The sequence below is a fragment of the Pyruvatibacter sp. HU-CL02332 genome, assembly GCF_040362765.1.
Classification (GTDB): domain Bacteria; phylum Pseudomonadota; class Alphaproteobacteria; order CGMCC-115125; family CGMCC-115125; genus Pyruvatibacter.
Map to the genome: position 1 here is coordinate 2,009,257 of NZ_BAABWK010000001.1, position 15,374 is coordinate 2,024,630.

General features: G+C 59.9%; 13 protein-coding genes. 4 read left to right on the forward strand and 9 right to left on the reverse strand.

Features of this window, described 5'->3' with window-relative positions; translation table 11 throughout:
- The first annotated feature begins 15 nt into the window (after positions 1 to 15).
- A complete protein-coding gene (locus ABXH05_RS09535) occupies positions 16 to 822 on the forward strand; it encodes a sterol desaturase family protein (RefSeq protein WP_353560794.1) in 807 nt (268 codons plus the stop codon).
- Between the two features lie 12 nt (positions 823 to 834).
- Positions 835 to 1,368: a SixA phosphatase family protein gene (locus tag ABXH05_RS09540; protein WP_353560795.1), complete on the forward strand. Its 534-nt coding sequence runs from the start codon at positions 835 to 837 to the stop codon at positions 1,366 to 1,368.
- Here the strand turns inward: ABXH05_RS09540 and ABXH05_RS09545 are convergent.
- The 4 genes from ABXH05_RS09545 to ABXH05_RS09560 form a co-directional block, all read right to left on the reverse strand.
- Complete coding sequence (locus ABXH05_RS09545; protein WP_353560796.1) at positions 1,361 to 2,407, reverse strand: transporter substrate-binding domain-containing protein; 1,047 nt, start codon at positions 2,405 to 2,407, stop codon at positions 1,361 to 1,363. The two genes, ABXH05_RS09540 and ABXH05_RS09545, sit on opposite strands and share 8 nt — an antisense overlap.
- Positions 2,408 to 2,459: 52 nt before the next feature.
- Complete coding sequence (locus tag ABXH05_RS09550) at positions 2,460 to 2,732, reverse strand: DUF6460 domain-containing protein (RefSeq protein WP_043948265.1); 273 nt, start codon at positions 2,730 to 2,732, stop codon at positions 2,460 to 2,462.
- 151 nt (positions 2,733 to 2,883) lie between these two features.
- Positions 2,884 to 4,467 carry a cisplatin damage response ATP-dependent DNA ligase gene (locus ABXH05_RS09555; protein ID WP_353560797.1) on the reverse strand — a complete coding sequence of 528 codons (1,584 nt, stop codon included), beginning with the start codon at positions 4,465 to 4,467 and terminating at the stop codon, positions 2,884 to 2,886.
- A complete protein-coding gene (locus tag ABXH05_RS09560) occupies positions 4,464 to 5,504 on the reverse strand; it encodes a ligase-associated DNA damage response exonuclease (protein WP_353560798.1) in 1,041 nt (346 codons plus the stop codon). The genes ABXH05_RS09555 and ABXH05_RS09560 overlap by 4 nt, the downstream gene beginning before the upstream one ends.
- Before the next feature lie 69 nt (positions 5,505 to 5,573).
- On the opposite strand from ABXH05_RS09560, the gene ABXH05_RS09565 reads away from it, so the two are divergent.
- Both ABXH05_RS09565 and pdeM read left to right on the forward strand, forming a co-directional pair.
- Positions 5,574 to 8,111 (forward strand): ligase-associated DNA damage response DEXH box helicase, encoded by a 2,538-nt coding sequence (locus tag ABXH05_RS09565; RefSeq protein WP_353560799.1) that lies wholly within the window; start codon positions 5,574 to 5,576, stop codon positions 8,109 to 8,111.
- Complete coding sequence (pdeM, locus tag ABXH05_RS09570; protein ID WP_353560800.1) at positions 8,108 to 8,860, forward strand: ligase-associated DNA damage response endonuclease PdeM; 753 nt, start codon at positions 8,108 to 8,110, stop codon at positions 8,858 to 8,860. The genes ABXH05_RS09565 and pdeM overlap by 4 nt, the downstream gene beginning before the upstream one ends.
- On the opposite strand, the gene ABXH05_RS09575 is transcribed toward pdeM, so the two are convergent.
- The 5 genes from ABXH05_RS09575 to ABXH05_RS09595 form a co-directional block, all read right to left on the reverse strand.
- On the reverse strand, positions 8,811 to 9,305 hold the full coding sequence (locus tag ABXH05_RS09575; RefSeq protein ID WP_353560801.1) for a DUF3429 domain-containing protein: 495 nt from the start codon (positions 9,303 to 9,305) through the stop codon (positions 8,811 to 8,813). The genes pdeM and ABXH05_RS09575 overlap by 50 nt on opposite strands.
- A 95-nt stretch (positions 9,306 to 9,400) precedes the next feature.
- The gene (locus tag ABXH05_RS09580; protein WP_353560802.1) at positions 9,401 to 10,174 is read right to left on the reverse strand and encodes a cytochrome c biogenesis CcdA family protein; all 774 of its coding nucleotides are present in this window, start codon (positions 10,172 to 10,174) and stop codon (positions 9,401 to 9,403) included.
- A gap of 128 nt (positions 10,175 to 10,302) precedes the next feature.
- A complete protein-coding gene (locus ABXH05_RS09585; protein WP_353560803.1) occupies positions 10,303 to 11,091 on the reverse strand; it encodes a TIGR02186 family protein in 789 nt (262 codons plus the stop codon).
- Positions 11,088 to 12,011 (reverse strand): sulfite exporter TauE/SafE family protein, encoded by a 924-nt coding sequence (locus ABXH05_RS09590; RefSeq protein ID WP_348137122.1) that lies wholly within the window; start codon positions 12,009 to 12,011, stop codon positions 11,088 to 11,090. The genes ABXH05_RS09585 and ABXH05_RS09590 overlap by 4 nt, the downstream gene beginning before the upstream one ends.
- Before the next feature lie 124 nt (positions 12,012 to 12,135).
- The gene (locus ABXH05_RS09595) at positions 12,136 to 15,312 is read right to left on the reverse strand and encodes a peptidoglycan-binding protein (protein ID WP_353560804.1); all 3,177 of its coding nucleotides are present in this window, start codon (positions 15,310 to 15,312) and stop codon (positions 12,136 to 12,138) included.
- Between the last annotated feature and the right edge of the window lie 62 nt (positions 15,313 to 15,374).

Below are 15,374 nucleotides of genomic sequence, written 5' to 3' on the forward strand. Positions count from 1 at the left end.
GACATTTTAGGGGCTATGGAGCAGTTTTTTATCAGCAATGAAGGCGCCATCCGGCTTGCAGCCTTTGCGGGCCTGTTAACCCTGTTCATCCTGGCAGAAGCCCTTTGGCCTCGCCGGGACAGAGCCCTTGGGCGATTTCAGCGCTGGACCACAAACGGCCTCATGACGATCCTCAACACAGTCGCCTTGCGCGTGGCAGTTCCGGTGCTGGCAGTGGGCGCCGCCGGATTTGCCCAGCGTATGGATGTGGGCCTGCTCAACATGCTGGACGTTGCCCAGTGGGTGACCGTACTCGCGGCGATCATCCTTCTGGATGCAGCGATCTACGCACAGCATCTGGTTTTTCATCATGTGCCGGTCTTATGGCGCATTCATCGGGTCCATCATGTGGATCGCGACATTGATGTCACGACCGCTTTGCGGTTCCACCCGGTTGAAATTCTGCTGAGCATGGTCATCAAGATCGCGCTGGTCGTCGCCTTGGGCGCGCCGCCGGCAGCAGTCATCATTTTTGAAGTCCTGCTCAACGGAACGGCCATGTTCAACCATGCCAATCTGCGCTTGCCGCTGGGATTTGACAGGGCTTTGCGCTGGCTGATCGTGACGCCAGACATGCACCGGGTGCATCATTCCGTGCGGGTGCCGGAAACAAACAGCAATTTTGGATTCAACCTGTCGCTTTGGGACAGGCTGTTTGGTACCTATAAGGACCAACCCGACGATGGTCATACGTCGATGACCATCGGTCTTTCCGAATTTCAGGATGATCGCCCCGCACGCCTTGGCTTCTCGCTTTGGCTGCCATTTTCAAAGGGGCCCTAGCGGAGACTTCCCGTGAAAAGACTGCTGCTTCTCCGCCATGCCAAATCCGACTGGTCCGACGAAGATCTGGATGATCACGCCCGTACGCTGAATGCTCGTGGTCGCGCCGCAGCAACCCGCATGGGCCAATACATCAACGAAAATGGCCTGGCGCCGCAGCTGATCGTTTGCTCCACGGCCACCCGCACGCGCGAGACGCTGGAGCTGCTGCAACAGGAAATGGGCACGGACGCCAAAGTATGCTTTGACCGGGGCATGTATCTGGCAATGCCCGAGCAGATGCTTGATGTGGCGCTGGAGCACTTGCAGCAAGCTGAGACAGAGCCGGACTGTGTTTTGATCCTGGCCCATAACCCCGGCACACACAGCCTTGCCCTCGGTCTGGCACATTCAGGGGATGCACAAGTGCTAAGCACGCTTCAGCGCAAATACCCCACAGCCGCGCTGACGGTGATCGACTGCGACGCCAGCGACTGGTCGGACCTGCCGGCAGGCGGGCACCTCAAGGCGTTCGTCATGCCGCGTACGCTGCCTGACGTCAGTTAAGGGCAAACGGCAGGTACCGGTCTGACAGTTCAGCGATGCGGCCTTCCTTGGCGAGCTGATCCAATGCCTGATTGACCTCGCCCAGCAGCTCGCCATCGTTTTCGCGCAGGGCAAAGCCGACACCGGGCCCAAAAAACTCCGTACTGAATACGGGTTGACCCGACATGACGCAGCATGCCGCCGATGGGTCGTTCAGCCATCGGTTGAGACGCACAGCGTCGTCAAAAACAGCCGCCACCTGATCGTCAACTAGCGCCTGATAGGTTGAAATTGCATCCGGGTAGGTCTGGATGGTCACGTTGTCATTCCGGCTGGCGAGATAGGCCGCCATACGGGTGTCAGCCTCGACGCCTATCGGCCCTCGCAGGCGCGCAGCAACATCTCCCTCCCGTGCGGCGTAGGCCGCGGCGCTTCCAAAATAGGGACGCGAGAAGACAACGCCGTCAGGTGGCTGTCTTGGAATACGCATTGAGGCCGCAACAAGCTGATAGTCGTTGTTGGACAAGCCGGGCAGCAACTCGTCCCAGCGCCGAGAGACAAATTCGCAGGCGATTTTGAGTTCAGCACACACCGCATAGACCAGATCAATCTCCAACCCGCGCAATGCACCTGTGGCATCTACAAAATTGAACGGCGGGTAGTCGCCCTCCGTGGCGATGACGAGTGTGGGTGTGACCGGGCCGGTTTCTTCAACGGCCTGTTCAATAGGTGCTGCCGAGGGCTCGTCTGTGTCCTGAGCGGGCCTTGGGAGAGGCAGTGGCGGCGGCGGCCCCTGTGCAATGACTGGCGGCGGCGTTGCCGGGGCAAGGACAGCTGGCGGCACTGATGCAACGACCTCTCCGGCCGGCATAGTCAGCACACCATCAGCCAGCACTGGCCCATAGGGAAGGTCCATGACGGCCAGTCCGTCAATGCGGGTGGCAACCAGACCGGCAGCCCAGAAAAACAAGGCAAGGATGACGGCAGAGCGACGACCATGGGGCCAGGTGGCAAGCCACCGGACCGCGTATCTCAGCCATGTTCGCAGCTTTCCCTGCATCACACCCCGGCTCCACATGCTGGACCTGTTACGGACCATCCATAGCGCTGGACTATGACGATTTGCTGCCGCCGAACAGAACGTCGAACAAACGCACCACGATCCAGATGGGCACAACGATGATGGCGCCCATGATCAGGTACTTGCCGGCCCAGGCAAACCAGTCGATTGCCCAGCCCCAGACATTGCCAATGGTGGCAAAAGCATCTTCCCAGACCATCATCGGGTCCATGCCCGTGATCGCCAGAAGCAGCCCAACGCAAACGCTGGCGATGGCGATTTTGAGAATTACGGCAGGTGGAGAACCACCAAAAATGTTGTTCATGTCTCAAAAATCCTTCCGGCACCCGGTCTGGGCCCTGTTTACGTCACAAGGCCGCACTGTCTGATGACACCATAAGCCACAAAAACAAGGCGCGAAATGTGGCAGGGCGGGGCCAGCCCGGGACGTGGCACTTGCGCCACAATCAGCGTTTTCACGCTTCCGGCAGCAGTTTTTCCAGTGTTTCCAGCGTATCCGCCTCAGCAGGTGGCTTGTCCCATCGCAATCGCGAAATCCTTGGAAAGCGCATGGCAACACCCGATTTGTGCCGCGTGGACCGATTGAGGCCTTCAAAGGCCACCTCGAGCACCAGGCCTTCGTCTCGCGTATGCGTCACCTCGCGGACCGGGCCAAAGCGGTTGGTCGTGTTGCCTCGAACAAATTTGTCGATCTGCTTCAACTCATCATCGGTAAAACCGAAATAGGCCTTGCCCACCGGCACCAGGTCGTCGCCGCGCCAGACGCCAAATGTGTAGTCGGAATAAAACGACGACCGTTTGCCGTGTCCGCGCTGGGCGTAAAGCAACACCGCATCAATGATGAAAGGATCACGCTTCCACTTCCACCACGGACCCTTGGGGCGTCCGGGCTCATATACACTGTCACGGCGCTTCAGCATCAAACCTTCGACGCCGGTCGACAGGTTTTCAGCGCGGGCCGCCGCCAGATCATCCCATGTCTTGAAAACAAGTTGGTCAGAGATGTCGATCCGCTCAGGCGTGGTGCGGTCGTGCCATGCCAGCAGTCTTTGGCGGCGCTCCGCAAAGGGAAGCGCCCGCAGGTCATCACCCTCGATCACCAACACGTCGTAAGCGCGAATAAACGCGGGACTTTCTAACAGCGTTTTCTTGGAAACGGTTTTGCGGTTCAGCCGTTTCTGCAGGTCCGCGAAGGGTCGTACGGCGTCGCCCTGACCAATCAGCAATTCGCCATCCAAAGACGCTTCGAAATCCAGTGCCTCGATCACGTCCGGGAATGCCTTGGAAATATCATCGCCGGTTCGGCTGTAAAGACGTCGAACACCGCCCTCCGACACAGCCTGCACCCGAATGCCGTCCCACTTCCATTCAGCGGAAAAGTCCTCTGGCGTAAGTTTCTGAAAGTCGGAGTCGGTGATGGGGTGAGCCAGCATCACCGGTCGGAACGGCGCCAGCGCCGCGTGAGCTGGTTTGTCCGCCGTGCCTTCAGCCCATGCAAATAACTCCGTATACGGCACATCAAGCCCGTGCCAGAGTTCTTCGACTTCGTTCACGGGAAGGTCGCCAAACTGCGCAACAGCTGTTTTTGCAAGGCGTGCGGATACACCTACGCGAAGCCCGCCGGTCACTAGTTTGATGAGAGCCCAGCGGCCATTGGCGTCCAGTGCGTCCAGCCAGCCTTCGATGAGCCTGGGTGTTTCAGTCTTGGCGGCGCCCCTCAACGTCTCCACCACCTCAGACAGGCCGGGCACCCGGTTGGCACCGGGCCGTTCTGGCCAGATCAGTGCAGTCGTTTCCGCCAGATCGCCCACATAGTCGTAAGACAGTTCAAACAAAACCGGATCAACACGTGCAGACACAAGCTCACGAATAAGACCGGCCTTGGCGTGCTTGAATTCAAGGCCGCCGGTCAGGGCCGCCAGCGCATAGCCGCGTTCGGGGTCCGGTACGTCGCGAAAGTAATCCACCATCAGCGTCAGTTTGCCGTTGCGGCGCGGCTCATAGGACAGGGCATCCAGAAACTGGGCGAACAGGTTCATGACACCGTATCCGCGGCATCTACCTCTACACTTTCGCCGTCTTCATCGTCATAGCCCACAAGGCTCAACGGCTGGGCGGCGATGCCCATCTGGGTAGCGGCATGTACCAGCGCGTCTTCACGCCCGTGGGTCACCCACAATTCCTGCGGCGACAGTTCTTCGATGGTTGAAATCAGTTCATCCCAGTCCGCGTGGTCTGAGATGATCAATGGCAGCTCAACAGCGGCCTGCCGCGCACGGGCCCGCACCCGCATCCATCCGCTGGCAAAGGCCGTAACCGGATCAGCAAACCGGCGTGACCACCTGTCCCGCGTGGCAGAGGGCGGGGCGACAACAATCTGACCGGCAAGGTCCTCTTTTGAGTGACCCGCCGCGGGCTGCAGATCACCCAGATCAACGCCGAATTCCTTGTAGAGTGCGCAGAGTTTTTCCATCGCCCCATGCAGATAGATGGGTCGATCGTAGCCTTGCTCGCGCAGGTGCATGATCACGCGCTGCGCTTTGCCGAGGGCATAGGCTCCTACCAGATGTGTCCGCTCCGGAAACCGCTCAAGCGACGCAATCAGCTTGGCGGTTTCATCTTCGGTTGGTGGATGGCGAAAGACCGGCAGAGCAAAGGTGGCCTCTGTCACAAAGACATCGCAGGGCACAGGCTCGAAGCGGGCGCAGGTCGGGTCGCGGCGGCGTTTGTAGTCACCGGACACCACAATACGGGTGCCCTTGTGCTCAATGACAGCCTGCGCCGATCCAAGCACGTGCCCGGCGGGCATAAGCTTTACGTCCACGCCGTTGACGGCCGTGGATTCACCGTAGGCCACAGGTTGCCGGGTTCCGGTAAAATCCACCCCATAGCGCACGGCCATGATGGCCAGTGTTTCGGGTGTCGCCAGCACGGCTCCGTGGCCCGCACGGGCATGGTCTGCATGGCCGTGGGTTATGACGGCCCTGTCCACCGGACGCACCGGGTCCACATAGAAATCGCCTACCGGGCAGTAGAGCCCCTCCGGCATGGGATGCAGTAATTTGTCAGCGGGCATGGCCATGAGCCTCAATCTAGGCGAACATTACGAGAACCCAAGCCCAAAGTTGCAAGTTTTCCGCGATTCATGACATCCGCCCCCAAAACCAAGCCGGCAACCAAAAAGCGCGCAAAGCTGCCGCAAACGGCCTTGCCGGATGCATTTGCAGCGTGGTTTGCCTCGCGCGGCTGGGAAGCACGGGCGCATCAGATCGAGCTGGCAAAAGCCGGTCTTGCGGGAAAGTCGGCCCTGCTTATCGCACCGACCGGCGGCGGCAAGACGCTTGCTGGCTTCCTGCCTAGCCTGATCGAGATTGCCGACAAAGGCCCGCGAAAGCCCGGTGAGGTCAGAAAGCTCCACACGCTCTACATTTCACCGCTCAAGGCGCTGGCCGTCGATGTCGCGCGCAACCTTGAAATGCCCATTGATGAAATGGGCCTCGACATCCGTGTGGAGACCCGGACCGGGGACACACCGCAAAACAGGAGACAACGCCAGCGCCGCGATCCACCGGATATTCTGATGACGACACCGGAACAGTTGGCGCTGCTGTTGTCCTATGCGGACAGTGGTCGATTTTTCTCAGGCCTCAAGGCTGTGGTGCTTGATGAACTTCACGCACTGGCCCCGTCCAAGCGCGGCGATCTCCTGTCCCTCGGGCTGGCGCAGTTACGGCGCCTCTCGCCTGAAGTGCGGTTCACCGGACTGTCGGCCACGGTTGAAAACCCGGATCGCCTGAGACGATATCTCGTGCCGCAGGATGGCACCGATGATGCCCTTTCCGAACTGGTGATGGGCGCAGGTGGTACTGCGCCTGATGTGTCCATTCTGTCGAGCAAGGAACGGATTCCCTGGTCCGGGCACTCGGCGCGCCACGCCATGGAGGAAGTGTACGAGGCCATTTGTGCCAACAAGCTGGTGCTGGTGTTTGTGAACACCCGCAGTCAGGCCGAATTTGTTTTCCAATCACTTTGGCATCTCAACGAAGACACGCTGCCCATCGCCCTGCACCATGGTTCTCTGGCCACGGACAAGCGCCGCAAGGTGGAAGCGGCCATGGCCAAAGGCGAACTGCGTGCAGTGGTGTGTACCTCCACCCTCGATCTGGGGATTGACTGGGGTGATGTGGACCTGGTGATCAATATCGGTGCCCCCAAGGGTGCCAGCCGGCTGCTCCAGCGGATCGGCCGGGCCAACCACCGTTTGGATGAACCCAGCCGTGCGTTGCTCGTCCCGTCCAATCGGTTTGAAGTTCTGGAGTGCGAAGCCGCCCGCGAAGCCGCCATGACGGCGACGCAGGATGGCGACCTTGACCGGCCTGGTGCGCTGGATGTTTTGGCCCAGCACATTCTGGGCATCGCGTGCGCAGCCCCCTTTGATGCGGATGATCTGTACCGCGATGTCATTTCCGCAGCACCCTATCGCGAGCTGCCGCGCGAGACTTTTGATCAGGCCGTCAACTTCGTGGCGACCGGTGGGTATGCCCTCAAGAGCTATGACCGTTTCGCGCGTCTTCGCCAGACGCCGGAAGGCCAATGGCGGTTGGCGCATCCATCCATTGCGCAACGCTTCCGCATGAATGTCGGCACCATCGTTGAAGCGCCTATGCTCAAAGTGAAGATGGTGCGTCCCGGCGGCCGTGCAAAACGCGGTGGCCGCGTCATCGGTGAAATCGAAGAATACTTCATTGAGCAACTGGCCCCCGGCGACACTTTCCTGTTTGCAGGCTACGTCCTGAAGTTTGAGGGCATTCACGAGCAGGAGGCCCTTGCCTCCAAAACCAAGGACGATACGCCGGCCATCCCCGCCTATTATGGTGGCAAGTTTCCACTCTCCACCTATCTGGCCGGGCGTGTCCGCGAAATGTTGTCGGACCCTACCTATTGGCCGAACCTGCCCGATCAGGTGTCTGAATGGTTGCAGATACAGCAATGGCGATCAGTCCTGCCCAAGCCTGGAGAACTACTGCTGGAAATCTTTCCGCGTGCGGACAAGTTCTACATGGTCATGTATCCGTTTGAAGGACGGCTGGCACACCAGACGTTGGGCATGTTGCTGACCCGGCGGCTGGACCGGTTCGGCGCACGCCCCATGGGCTTTGTCGCCAGCGAATACGCATTGGCAGTCTGGTGCCTGCGTGACCCGGGGCTGATGGCCCAGCAGGGTGACTTCACCTTTGGTGATCTGTTTGACGAAGACATGCTGGGCGACGACCTCGAAGCGTGGCTTGCGGAAAGCTATCTGCTCAAACGCACCTTCAGAAACTGCGCCGTGATTGCGGGTCTCATTGAGCGGCGGTTTCCCGGTCACGAAAAATCAGGCCGACAGGTCACGTTCTCATCTGATCTCATTTACGACGTGTTGCGCGAGCACGAGCCGGATCATCTGCTCATGCAGGCCACATGGGCGGATGCCTCCTCCGGACTACTTGATCTAAAACGGCTCTCGAGCCTACTGGCCCGCGTCAAAAACAGAATCGTGGTAAAGCGGCTTGATCGGGTATCGCCCTTTGCGGTGCCGGTGATGCTGGAGATCGGCAAGGAATCGGTACCTGGTGAAGCAAACGAAAGCCTTCTGGCTGAAGCGTCTGAAAGCCTGATCGAAGAGGCAATGCGGCTGATATGATTTCTATCTGTGGTGAGCGACTGGTGCCTGATGCGTCCGGTGCATTGCATGTGCCTGCCCACAACACCCTCATCGTGTCGGACCTGCACCTTGAAAAAGGGTCGTCCTATGCCCGCCGCGGTGTGGCACTGCCGCCCTATGACACGCGCGCGACGCTCAAAATGCTGGCGCGCGTCCTTCGCAAATACCAGCCTGCGCACGTCGTCAGTCTGGGGGACAGTTTCCATGATCCGGAAGGACCAGAGCGCCTCACCGGCGCCGACCGCGACGCGCTGATTGCCATGACATCTGCCCATGACTGGCTGTGGATTGCCGGCAACCACGAAGGGTTGGTGGATGGTCATGTACTGGGTGGTCGGGCTGAAGAAGAAGCCGACCTTGGCAATCTCATCTTGAGGCATGAGCCACAGGTGGCCCCTGCGACAGGCGAAATTGCCGGGCACTTGCACCCCTGTGGTGTTGTGCGACAGCGCGGCCGACGCTTGCGCCGCAGGTGTTTTGCCACCGATGGAGCACGGATGGTGATGCCAGCCTTCGGCGCCTATACGGGCGGTCTCAACGTCCTGGACGAGGCATTCGCGCCGCTGTTTCACAGCCCGTTCAACGCGCTGCTTATGGGCGACACGCAGGTTTACCCAATGCCGGGAAAACGTCTTTTGCCCGATGACATACAGCCCGCGTCTGCGAGGGGGAGCAAGTCTAACTCCGCAACACAATTCCCACGACGGTCAGTCCCAGCGCGCCGATAACCAGAATGCTGAGCCGTACGCGATAGCCGCCATACCACATGGGCGCTTCGCGCAACCGAGATGCCTGCGCATCGGAAGCGGCCTGGCCCCAGAACGATACGATGAGCAGGGCAAGTCCCCATGCCGGCGGTACAAACAACGCGCCCCACGCAAGCAACGATGGCATCACCGAAAACGACAAGCGTTTGAGGAGTTGCTCGTCTTCGGGAAAGAGCATCGCCAGCGACCAGCGAATGCCGCCGAGAAAGGACAGGATCACCGCGCCATAGGCAATCTGATAGGTGAGGACCGTCTGCGCTTCAGGGCGCGGATAGAGGAAAAAGATGATGACGGCCGTCGTGACAAACGGAATGACACCCGCATAGCCAAGAAGAGCTGCGGCGCGCGGCGGGTCAGCAGGATCCCGCGGGTCTGCTGCAGGCTCGGTCTCTGCCTCGTCTGTCATTTTGAAATCCCCCTTCACCGCGTGTTTGCAGGCATCACCCCCCGGAGATGCTCTACAGCGATGTCCTGTAGCATACGATGTTACCGCGGCAGCCTCTAACCAAGTGTTGCCAGCGCAGGAAACAGGTCAATCAGCCAATAGGCAATGGTTTCCAGTGACCCGAAGAAAATCAGCAGGCCGGTCCCCACCAGCAGCAGGCCTGCCGCAATCTCGACCTTGTGCATATGTTTGCGGAAGCGCGCAGAAAAGGCGAGGAAACTGCGTACGCCCAGAGCAGCAAGCAGGAACGGCATGCCAAGACCAAGGGAATAGACGCTGAGCAGCGACACCCCATAACCAAGATCATCCCGGCTGGCGGCAATCGAGAGGATGGTAGCGAGAATTGGCCCAATGCACGGCGTCCAGCCAAACCCGAACGCTAGTCCGATGGAATAAGGCCCAAGCGCCTGCATCACCGGGGACCGCTCCGCCCGCTCACTATCCCCTGAGGGACCAAGCGTGGCCGGCATCATCCGCATTTCGCGATCCAGAAGGGCAATGCGGAAAAGCCCCATATAGTGCAGACCCAAAATGACGATCGTCGCCCCGGCCACATATCCAATGACCACCTTGTTGGCGAGGATAAGCGGACTGATCACTGAGGCAGTGGCACCTAGTGCGACGAACACGGTCGAGAAGCCCAGAACAAATCCGGAAGCTCCAATGAGCGTGCGGCGGGTAACGGCTTCATCGTCTTCCTGAAGCGCTTCAAACGTCGTGCCTGCCATGAAGCTCAGATAGGCCGGCACCAGCGGCAGCACACAGGGGCTCAGGAAGCTGATCAGCCCCCCGATAAACGCTGCGAGATATGAAATGCTGCCCGTGTCCATGGTGTGGTTTGCCGTGCGCCGATTTCAGGTGTTGGAACAAGAGACCGCATCATATGGCGCAGATGCGCTATTGGCCCGTCAAACCCACGTGATCACATGCGCGGAATCCGCGCAGGCGCCGTAGAGGGTTAACGCTCGCGGAACACGGTTCCAGCGACCCAGCCTGCAAACAGCGCCACAAGTACCGCTGCAATCCCATAGAAGAACGGCGTTTTCTGAGCAAAATTGTACATGAACCGCTCAACGCCTGACTTGTTGATGATCAGGTTGATCGAACGCTGGCCACTGATCGCGCCATTGCGCACCAGATAAACCGTCGCGACATACGAGCCGACGGGTACGTTTGCCGGCAGCGCTATCTCAGCGCGAAACAGCGACGGGCCAACAAAGGTGATGGAGCCGGGGGCTTCCGCGTACAGCCCTTCATTCAGTTTCGCACGCACAACCGCATCCCGATACGTCTCGGGAAGGACGATGGCGTCGTCACCTGTTGCGATGTTCAGCGCCGGCAGACCAATCTCCGCATTCTGGAAGACTTTGGGCGACGCGATCTTATCCAGCGGTCGTGTGCTGGCCACGTGATAGAAGCCCGGCGCTGCGGGAACGTCATAAGCATCAGTGTTGACCCAGATGCCCGCAATTCGCTCCTTGCGCCGAATGACCAGCGGCTCATACGGACCGCGCACGACGGCAACAATGTCCCGCTGCAGGGCAGGGGTCACATTGTCCGGGGCATCCACATTGCCGAACAGGAGAATTTCTGCGCCGGTGAAGTTGGAGGTGATGGCAATCAGGTTCTCGCTGAGGTCAGCGACAATTGCTTCGCCATCCATGGGTGTCCCGTCGATGATCTGAGCCGAGGCCGTCACAGGAACAACAAGCAGCAAAATCAGGGCATGAATGAGAGGTCGGATCATAGGCCGCTCCCGATCATCACGGTGAACAGGTCATCCGGTGTGGCCACAAGATCCCAGGCAAGGCGCAGGCAGACTGCAATCACCATCAAGGCCAGAAGCGCCCGTAATTGTTCACCGCGCAGTTTGTGCCCGACGCGAACCCCCACCTGTGCTCCAAGAACACCGCCAACGAGCAGCAGCATGGCCAGCACGATGTCGACGGTCTGGTTGAGGGTCGCGTGCATGATGGCGGCCAGGCCGGTCACGAACATGATCTGAAACAGCGACGTGCCGACAACCACGTTAGTCGGCATCCGCAAGAGATAGATCATGGCGGGCACCATGATGAAGCCGCCGCCAACGCCCATGATGGCTGCCAGAATGCCAACCGAGAGACCGATCAGCAAAGGGGGGATCGCTGAGATGTAAAGACGCGAGCGCCGGAAGCGCACCTTAAAAGGCAGGCCATGTATCCAGCCATGAGTCCCCGGCTTGCGGGCAGACACGGATTTGCCTGAGCGCGATGCCTGAATGGCGCGTACACTTTCAACCATCATCAAGGCACCGATGACGCCCAGAAACACCACATAGGCCAGAGAGATAAACAGGTCGATCTGGCCCTCGGAGCGCAGGGCACTGAAGATCAGAACACCGATGATGGAGCCGACAGCACCGCCCGCCAGCAACACTCCTGCCATTTTGAAATCGACGGCCTTGCGCCGCCAATGGGCCAGCACTCCGGACATGGACGTGGCAACGATCTGGACCGCTTCCGTGCCCACTGCGACAGCTGGGGGAATGCCTGTAAAAATCAGCAGTGGCGTCATCAGGAAGCCGCCGCCGACGCCAAACATGCCTGAAAGAAAGCCAACCGCGCCGCCAAGCCCCAGCAACACAAATGCGTTGACTGAAATCTCGGCGATGGGGAGGTAAATCTGCACCCTGCGTCAGATCCCTGTGCGGCTATGGTTTGGTGTCTGGTGCCCCGGCCGGAACGGCGCAGCGCATGTCCATCTTGCTAGCACACAAGAAACCATTCAGCCATGGCCGCAGGCATATTCAGCGTTAGATTGCAGCCTTTTGGAGCGCGTCCATCAGCCGGCCGTCAATGCGGCCTGTCACAGCCAGGCCCTTGTCGCGCTCAAACTTGCGTACCGCGTCCAGTGTCTTGTTGCCGGGGCGGCCATCTGCGGGGCCTGCATCGTATCCAAGCGAACCCAGAATGCGCTGGGCTTCGCGAACCATGGCCGCAGGTGTCATCTCAGCCTGCCATGACACCTGATTTGCAGCAGCATCTGCTGGGCGTGGTGCAAAAGTGCGTGCTGCAAGTTCTGCATCCACCAGCTTGGCGGCATCCACAGAGTTCTTGAGGGCTTCAGCCCGAGCACCAGCGTCCGCATCACCGTTGGCAGACGCGATGGTAAACCACTTGTAGGCCTCGGCCAGGTCGCGCTCGACGCCCAGCCCACGCTCGTGAAGGATCGCCAGGTTGTATTGCGAGTCCGCCAGGCCGTGCTGCGCAGCGGCGTCAAAGCTGCGCGACGCGCCGGCAAAGTCCTGTGGTCCGCCAGCACCCTCTGCCTGCATCACAGCAAGATTGTGCATGGCTTTGACATTGCCCTGCGCTGCCGCGCGCTCATACCAGGTGCGGGCCTTCGTCGGATTTTCCGGAAGGCCAAGCCCCTTTTCAAACATGGTGCCCAGGCGATATTGCGCCGGGGCCAGTCCCTGCTCGGCAGCGCGGTTCAACCAGTACGCGGCCTGTTCATTGTCCTGCGGAACGCCACTTGATCCGTTGGCGTAACGCTGACCGATTTCATACTGCGCTGACGCGTCCCCATTGGTTGCCGCTTCACGCAGTGTCTGGCGCTGCGGTTGTGCCGGGGAAGTGGGCAGTGACGCCACATCAACTTCCTGACGTGGCGTGATGGATGTTGGGCCGTTGATGGATTGCCCTGCCACAGCCTGTTCGCTTGATGAAGGCATATTGGATGGAGCAGAGGCTTCTGCCGGGCTGACAACATCGGGCAGCTCGCGTGCGGGTGGCCGCGTCGTTTCTCCAGCATCAGCTGTCGTGTCTGCAGTAGTTGCGTCTGACGGTGCATCAACTTCTGTAGTCTCGGCTTCCGCTGTCACATCAACCGGCGTTACATCAACGGTCGGCGCATCAAGTTCAGCCATGACGTCAGTGGGGGCTGTAACATCGTCCGGTGGGCCAGCGACTTCCTTCGGACCGCCGCCCATCATCACCACGATGAGGCCGGCGACGGCTACAACTGCCAGGCCAGCAGCGATCAAGGCAAGTGGTTTGCGGCTGCCGGACATAATCCCGGCACGCTGTGTCTGTTCATCGTCTGCAAAAGGTGAACGCGCGTTTTCAGGTCCCGCAGAGCCAGCTGCCGCGCGGGCGGCCTGACGTGCAGATTCCAGAAAATCATTGCGGCCTGCAGGTTCCATTGGCCCGGCGGCGTCCTGTGCCTGGCCGGGGAATGGAGGCTCGCCAAACGGGCTTCCCTGACCATCCGCCATATCCGGACTTGGCATAAAGGGAGGAGCTCCCATCTGCCCTGCTTCAGGCGGTGGACCAAACGGACCTTCGTCAGCTGTGGCCGTCCAGTCCGAAGGTGGGGGCGGTGGAGGCATCGCAGCGGATGAATTTTGATCTGCAGCAGGGGCGCCGGCCATAAAGCCGAGCTCCGGTGATGCATCAAAAGCAGCGCCCCTGTTGGCGGCCTCTATAAGATTGAGCCGCGCGTCCACGTTCTCAACGCTGGACTTGATCTGCTGAATGTCATCAGTGGGATTTGCGCCATCAAGCTTGCGCAGAAGTTCGTCAGAGACTTCTTCGACCTTTGCCAGTGCCTTGGCAGAGCGCTGGTCTGTTGTCTGCAGCCGGTCAGCCATTTCTTCAATGGCAGTCTCAAGCGCTGCCAGCGGCTCGGCGAATACTTCCTTGCCACCTGCACCAATGTTGGCGATCTCGCGCATCTGACCGGCAATATCAGTGACGCTGGTCTCAATAGTGTGGATCGCCTGCGCGCTTTGCTGTTCGGACTGTTCAATACGCTGCTGTGTTGCCGCTTGCTGCTGGCTTGCCTCGTCAACACGCTGTTCGAGTTGTGACACGAGCTGAGCGGTGACGGACCCTTCCTGACGGGCCGCGTCGGTTGCGGCGGAAACAGCGGCCTCGCGGACGGTGTCCAGGCGGTTGCCCATATTATCAATGGCGCCTGCAATCTGGTCCACATCACGCTGGGTGTTGTTTTCAACCTGACCAATCCGGCCAACCATTTCAGTCACGTTCTGCTGCAGGGCAGAGATCGTGCCTTCCAGAGTCTGGATGGCTTCCACACCAACGCCGGGTTTGGTTTCAGCAGCCGCCTTGTCCAGTTTCTCCAGGTCTTCGCGCAACCCACCAAGAGCCTTGGCCGTCCGTGCGTCTGATGCCTCAATGTGGTCCACGACATTCCCGATGGCCCGCTCAAGGGCGGCAACAGCATCGTCGCTGGCGCCGTTGCGCGTGTTGAGGGCCGCGACAGCCTGTGCCGCCTGTTCGCGTGCCGTCGTGGCAGCATTTTCCGTTGTATCAAGCCGCCGCGAAAGATCTGTCAGCGCAGACTGCAAATGGCGCACCGTCTCTGGCGTTTCCATACCAACGGTCTGCACCTGCTTTGAAGCTTCATCCGCCCGCCGCTCGGTTTCCTCAAGGCGGTTGGAAATTGCGCGCAGCCCGCGTTCCACGGTCCGCATGGCGTCGGTATTGAGGTGTTCTGCGCGCTCAAGGCCACGCTCTGATTTTTCAAGACGGTCCCGCAGGTCAGCCAGTGTCGTATCAAGCCCGGAGCCGCCAGAGCTTGCCATGAGACCCGGTTCGCGGCTCATCCGCTCCGTGCGCTCAAGGCGCGTGGACATGTCGGCCAGCGTCTCATCCAGACCCGTAAGGGCGTTTTCGCTGCGCCGCTCGGAGCGTTCAAGCCTGTGAACGAGGTCTCTGAGCGCGTCAGTCACTGGACTGAAGTCGATCTGTAGCGCCTGCTGAGGCATGGGATTTCCCGAAGAGGACGCTGGCGGTCGGAGCGCTGTGTCGGCGGAGATTTCCGCGTCTTCCTCGTCCGATGCGTCGATGATTTTCTCGTTGAGCCATTGCCCAAGGGTCTTCCCCTCGCGGCGAGCGGCGACTTTCGCCGCTTCGCGAGCTTCGGGCTCTATGCCCTTCACACTCCAGGGAACCCCAGGTCTCATCCGAATCGCATCCACCCTCTTTGATTCGGAAGGTATTCATAGGTGAGTCTTGTGTAAAGCGC

What these genes read in the sequence shown, in the direction of transcription:
- ABXH05_RS09535 (WP_353560794.1), top strand. Translation starts at nt 16, where the DNA reads ATGGAGCAGTTTTTTATCAGCAATGAAGGCGCCATCCGGCTTGCAGCC.
- ABXH05_RS09545 (WP_353560796.1), bottom strand. Translation starts at nt 2,407, where the DNA reads ATGCAGGGAAAGCTGCGAACATGGCTGAGATACGCGGTCCGGTGGCTT.
- ABXH05_RS09550 (WP_043948265.1), bottom strand. Translation starts at nt 2,732, where the DNA reads ATGAACAACATTTTTGGTGGTTCTCCACCTGCCGTAATTCTCAAAATC.
- ABXH05_RS09555 (WP_353560797.1), bottom strand. Translation starts at nt 4,467, where the DNA reads ATGAACCTGTTCGCCCAGTTTCTGGATGCCCTGTCCTATGAGCCGCGC.
- ABXH05_RS09560 (WP_353560798.1), bottom strand. Translation starts at nt 5,504, where the DNA reads ATGCCCGCTGACAAATTACTGCATCCCATGCCGGAGGGGCTCTACTGC.
- ABXH05_RS09565 (WP_353560799.1), top strand. Translation starts at nt 5,574, where the DNA reads ATGACATCCGCCCCCAAAACCAAGCCGGCAACCAAAAAGCGCGCAAAG.
- pdeM (WP_353560800.1), top strand. Translation starts at nt 8,108, where the DNA reads ATGATTTCTATCTGTGGTGAGCGACTGGTGCCTGATGCGTCCGGTGCA.
- ABXH05_RS09575 (WP_353560801.1), bottom strand. Translation starts at nt 9,305, where the DNA reads ATGACAGACGAGGCAGAGACCGAGCCTGCAGCAGACCCGCGGGATCCT.
- ABXH05_RS09580 (WP_353560802.1), bottom strand. Translation starts at nt 10,174, where the DNA reads ATGGACACGGGCAGCATTTCATATCTCGCAGCGTTTATCGGGGGGCTG.
- ABXH05_RS09585 (WP_353560803.1), bottom strand. Translation starts at nt 11,091, where the DNA reads ATGATCCGACCTCTCATTCATGCCCTGATTTTGCTGCTTGTTGTTCCT.
- ABXH05_RS09595 (WP_353560804.1), bottom strand. Translation starts at nt 15,312, where the DNA reads ATGAGACCTGGGGTTCCCTGGAGTGTGAAGGGCATAGAGCCCGAAGCT.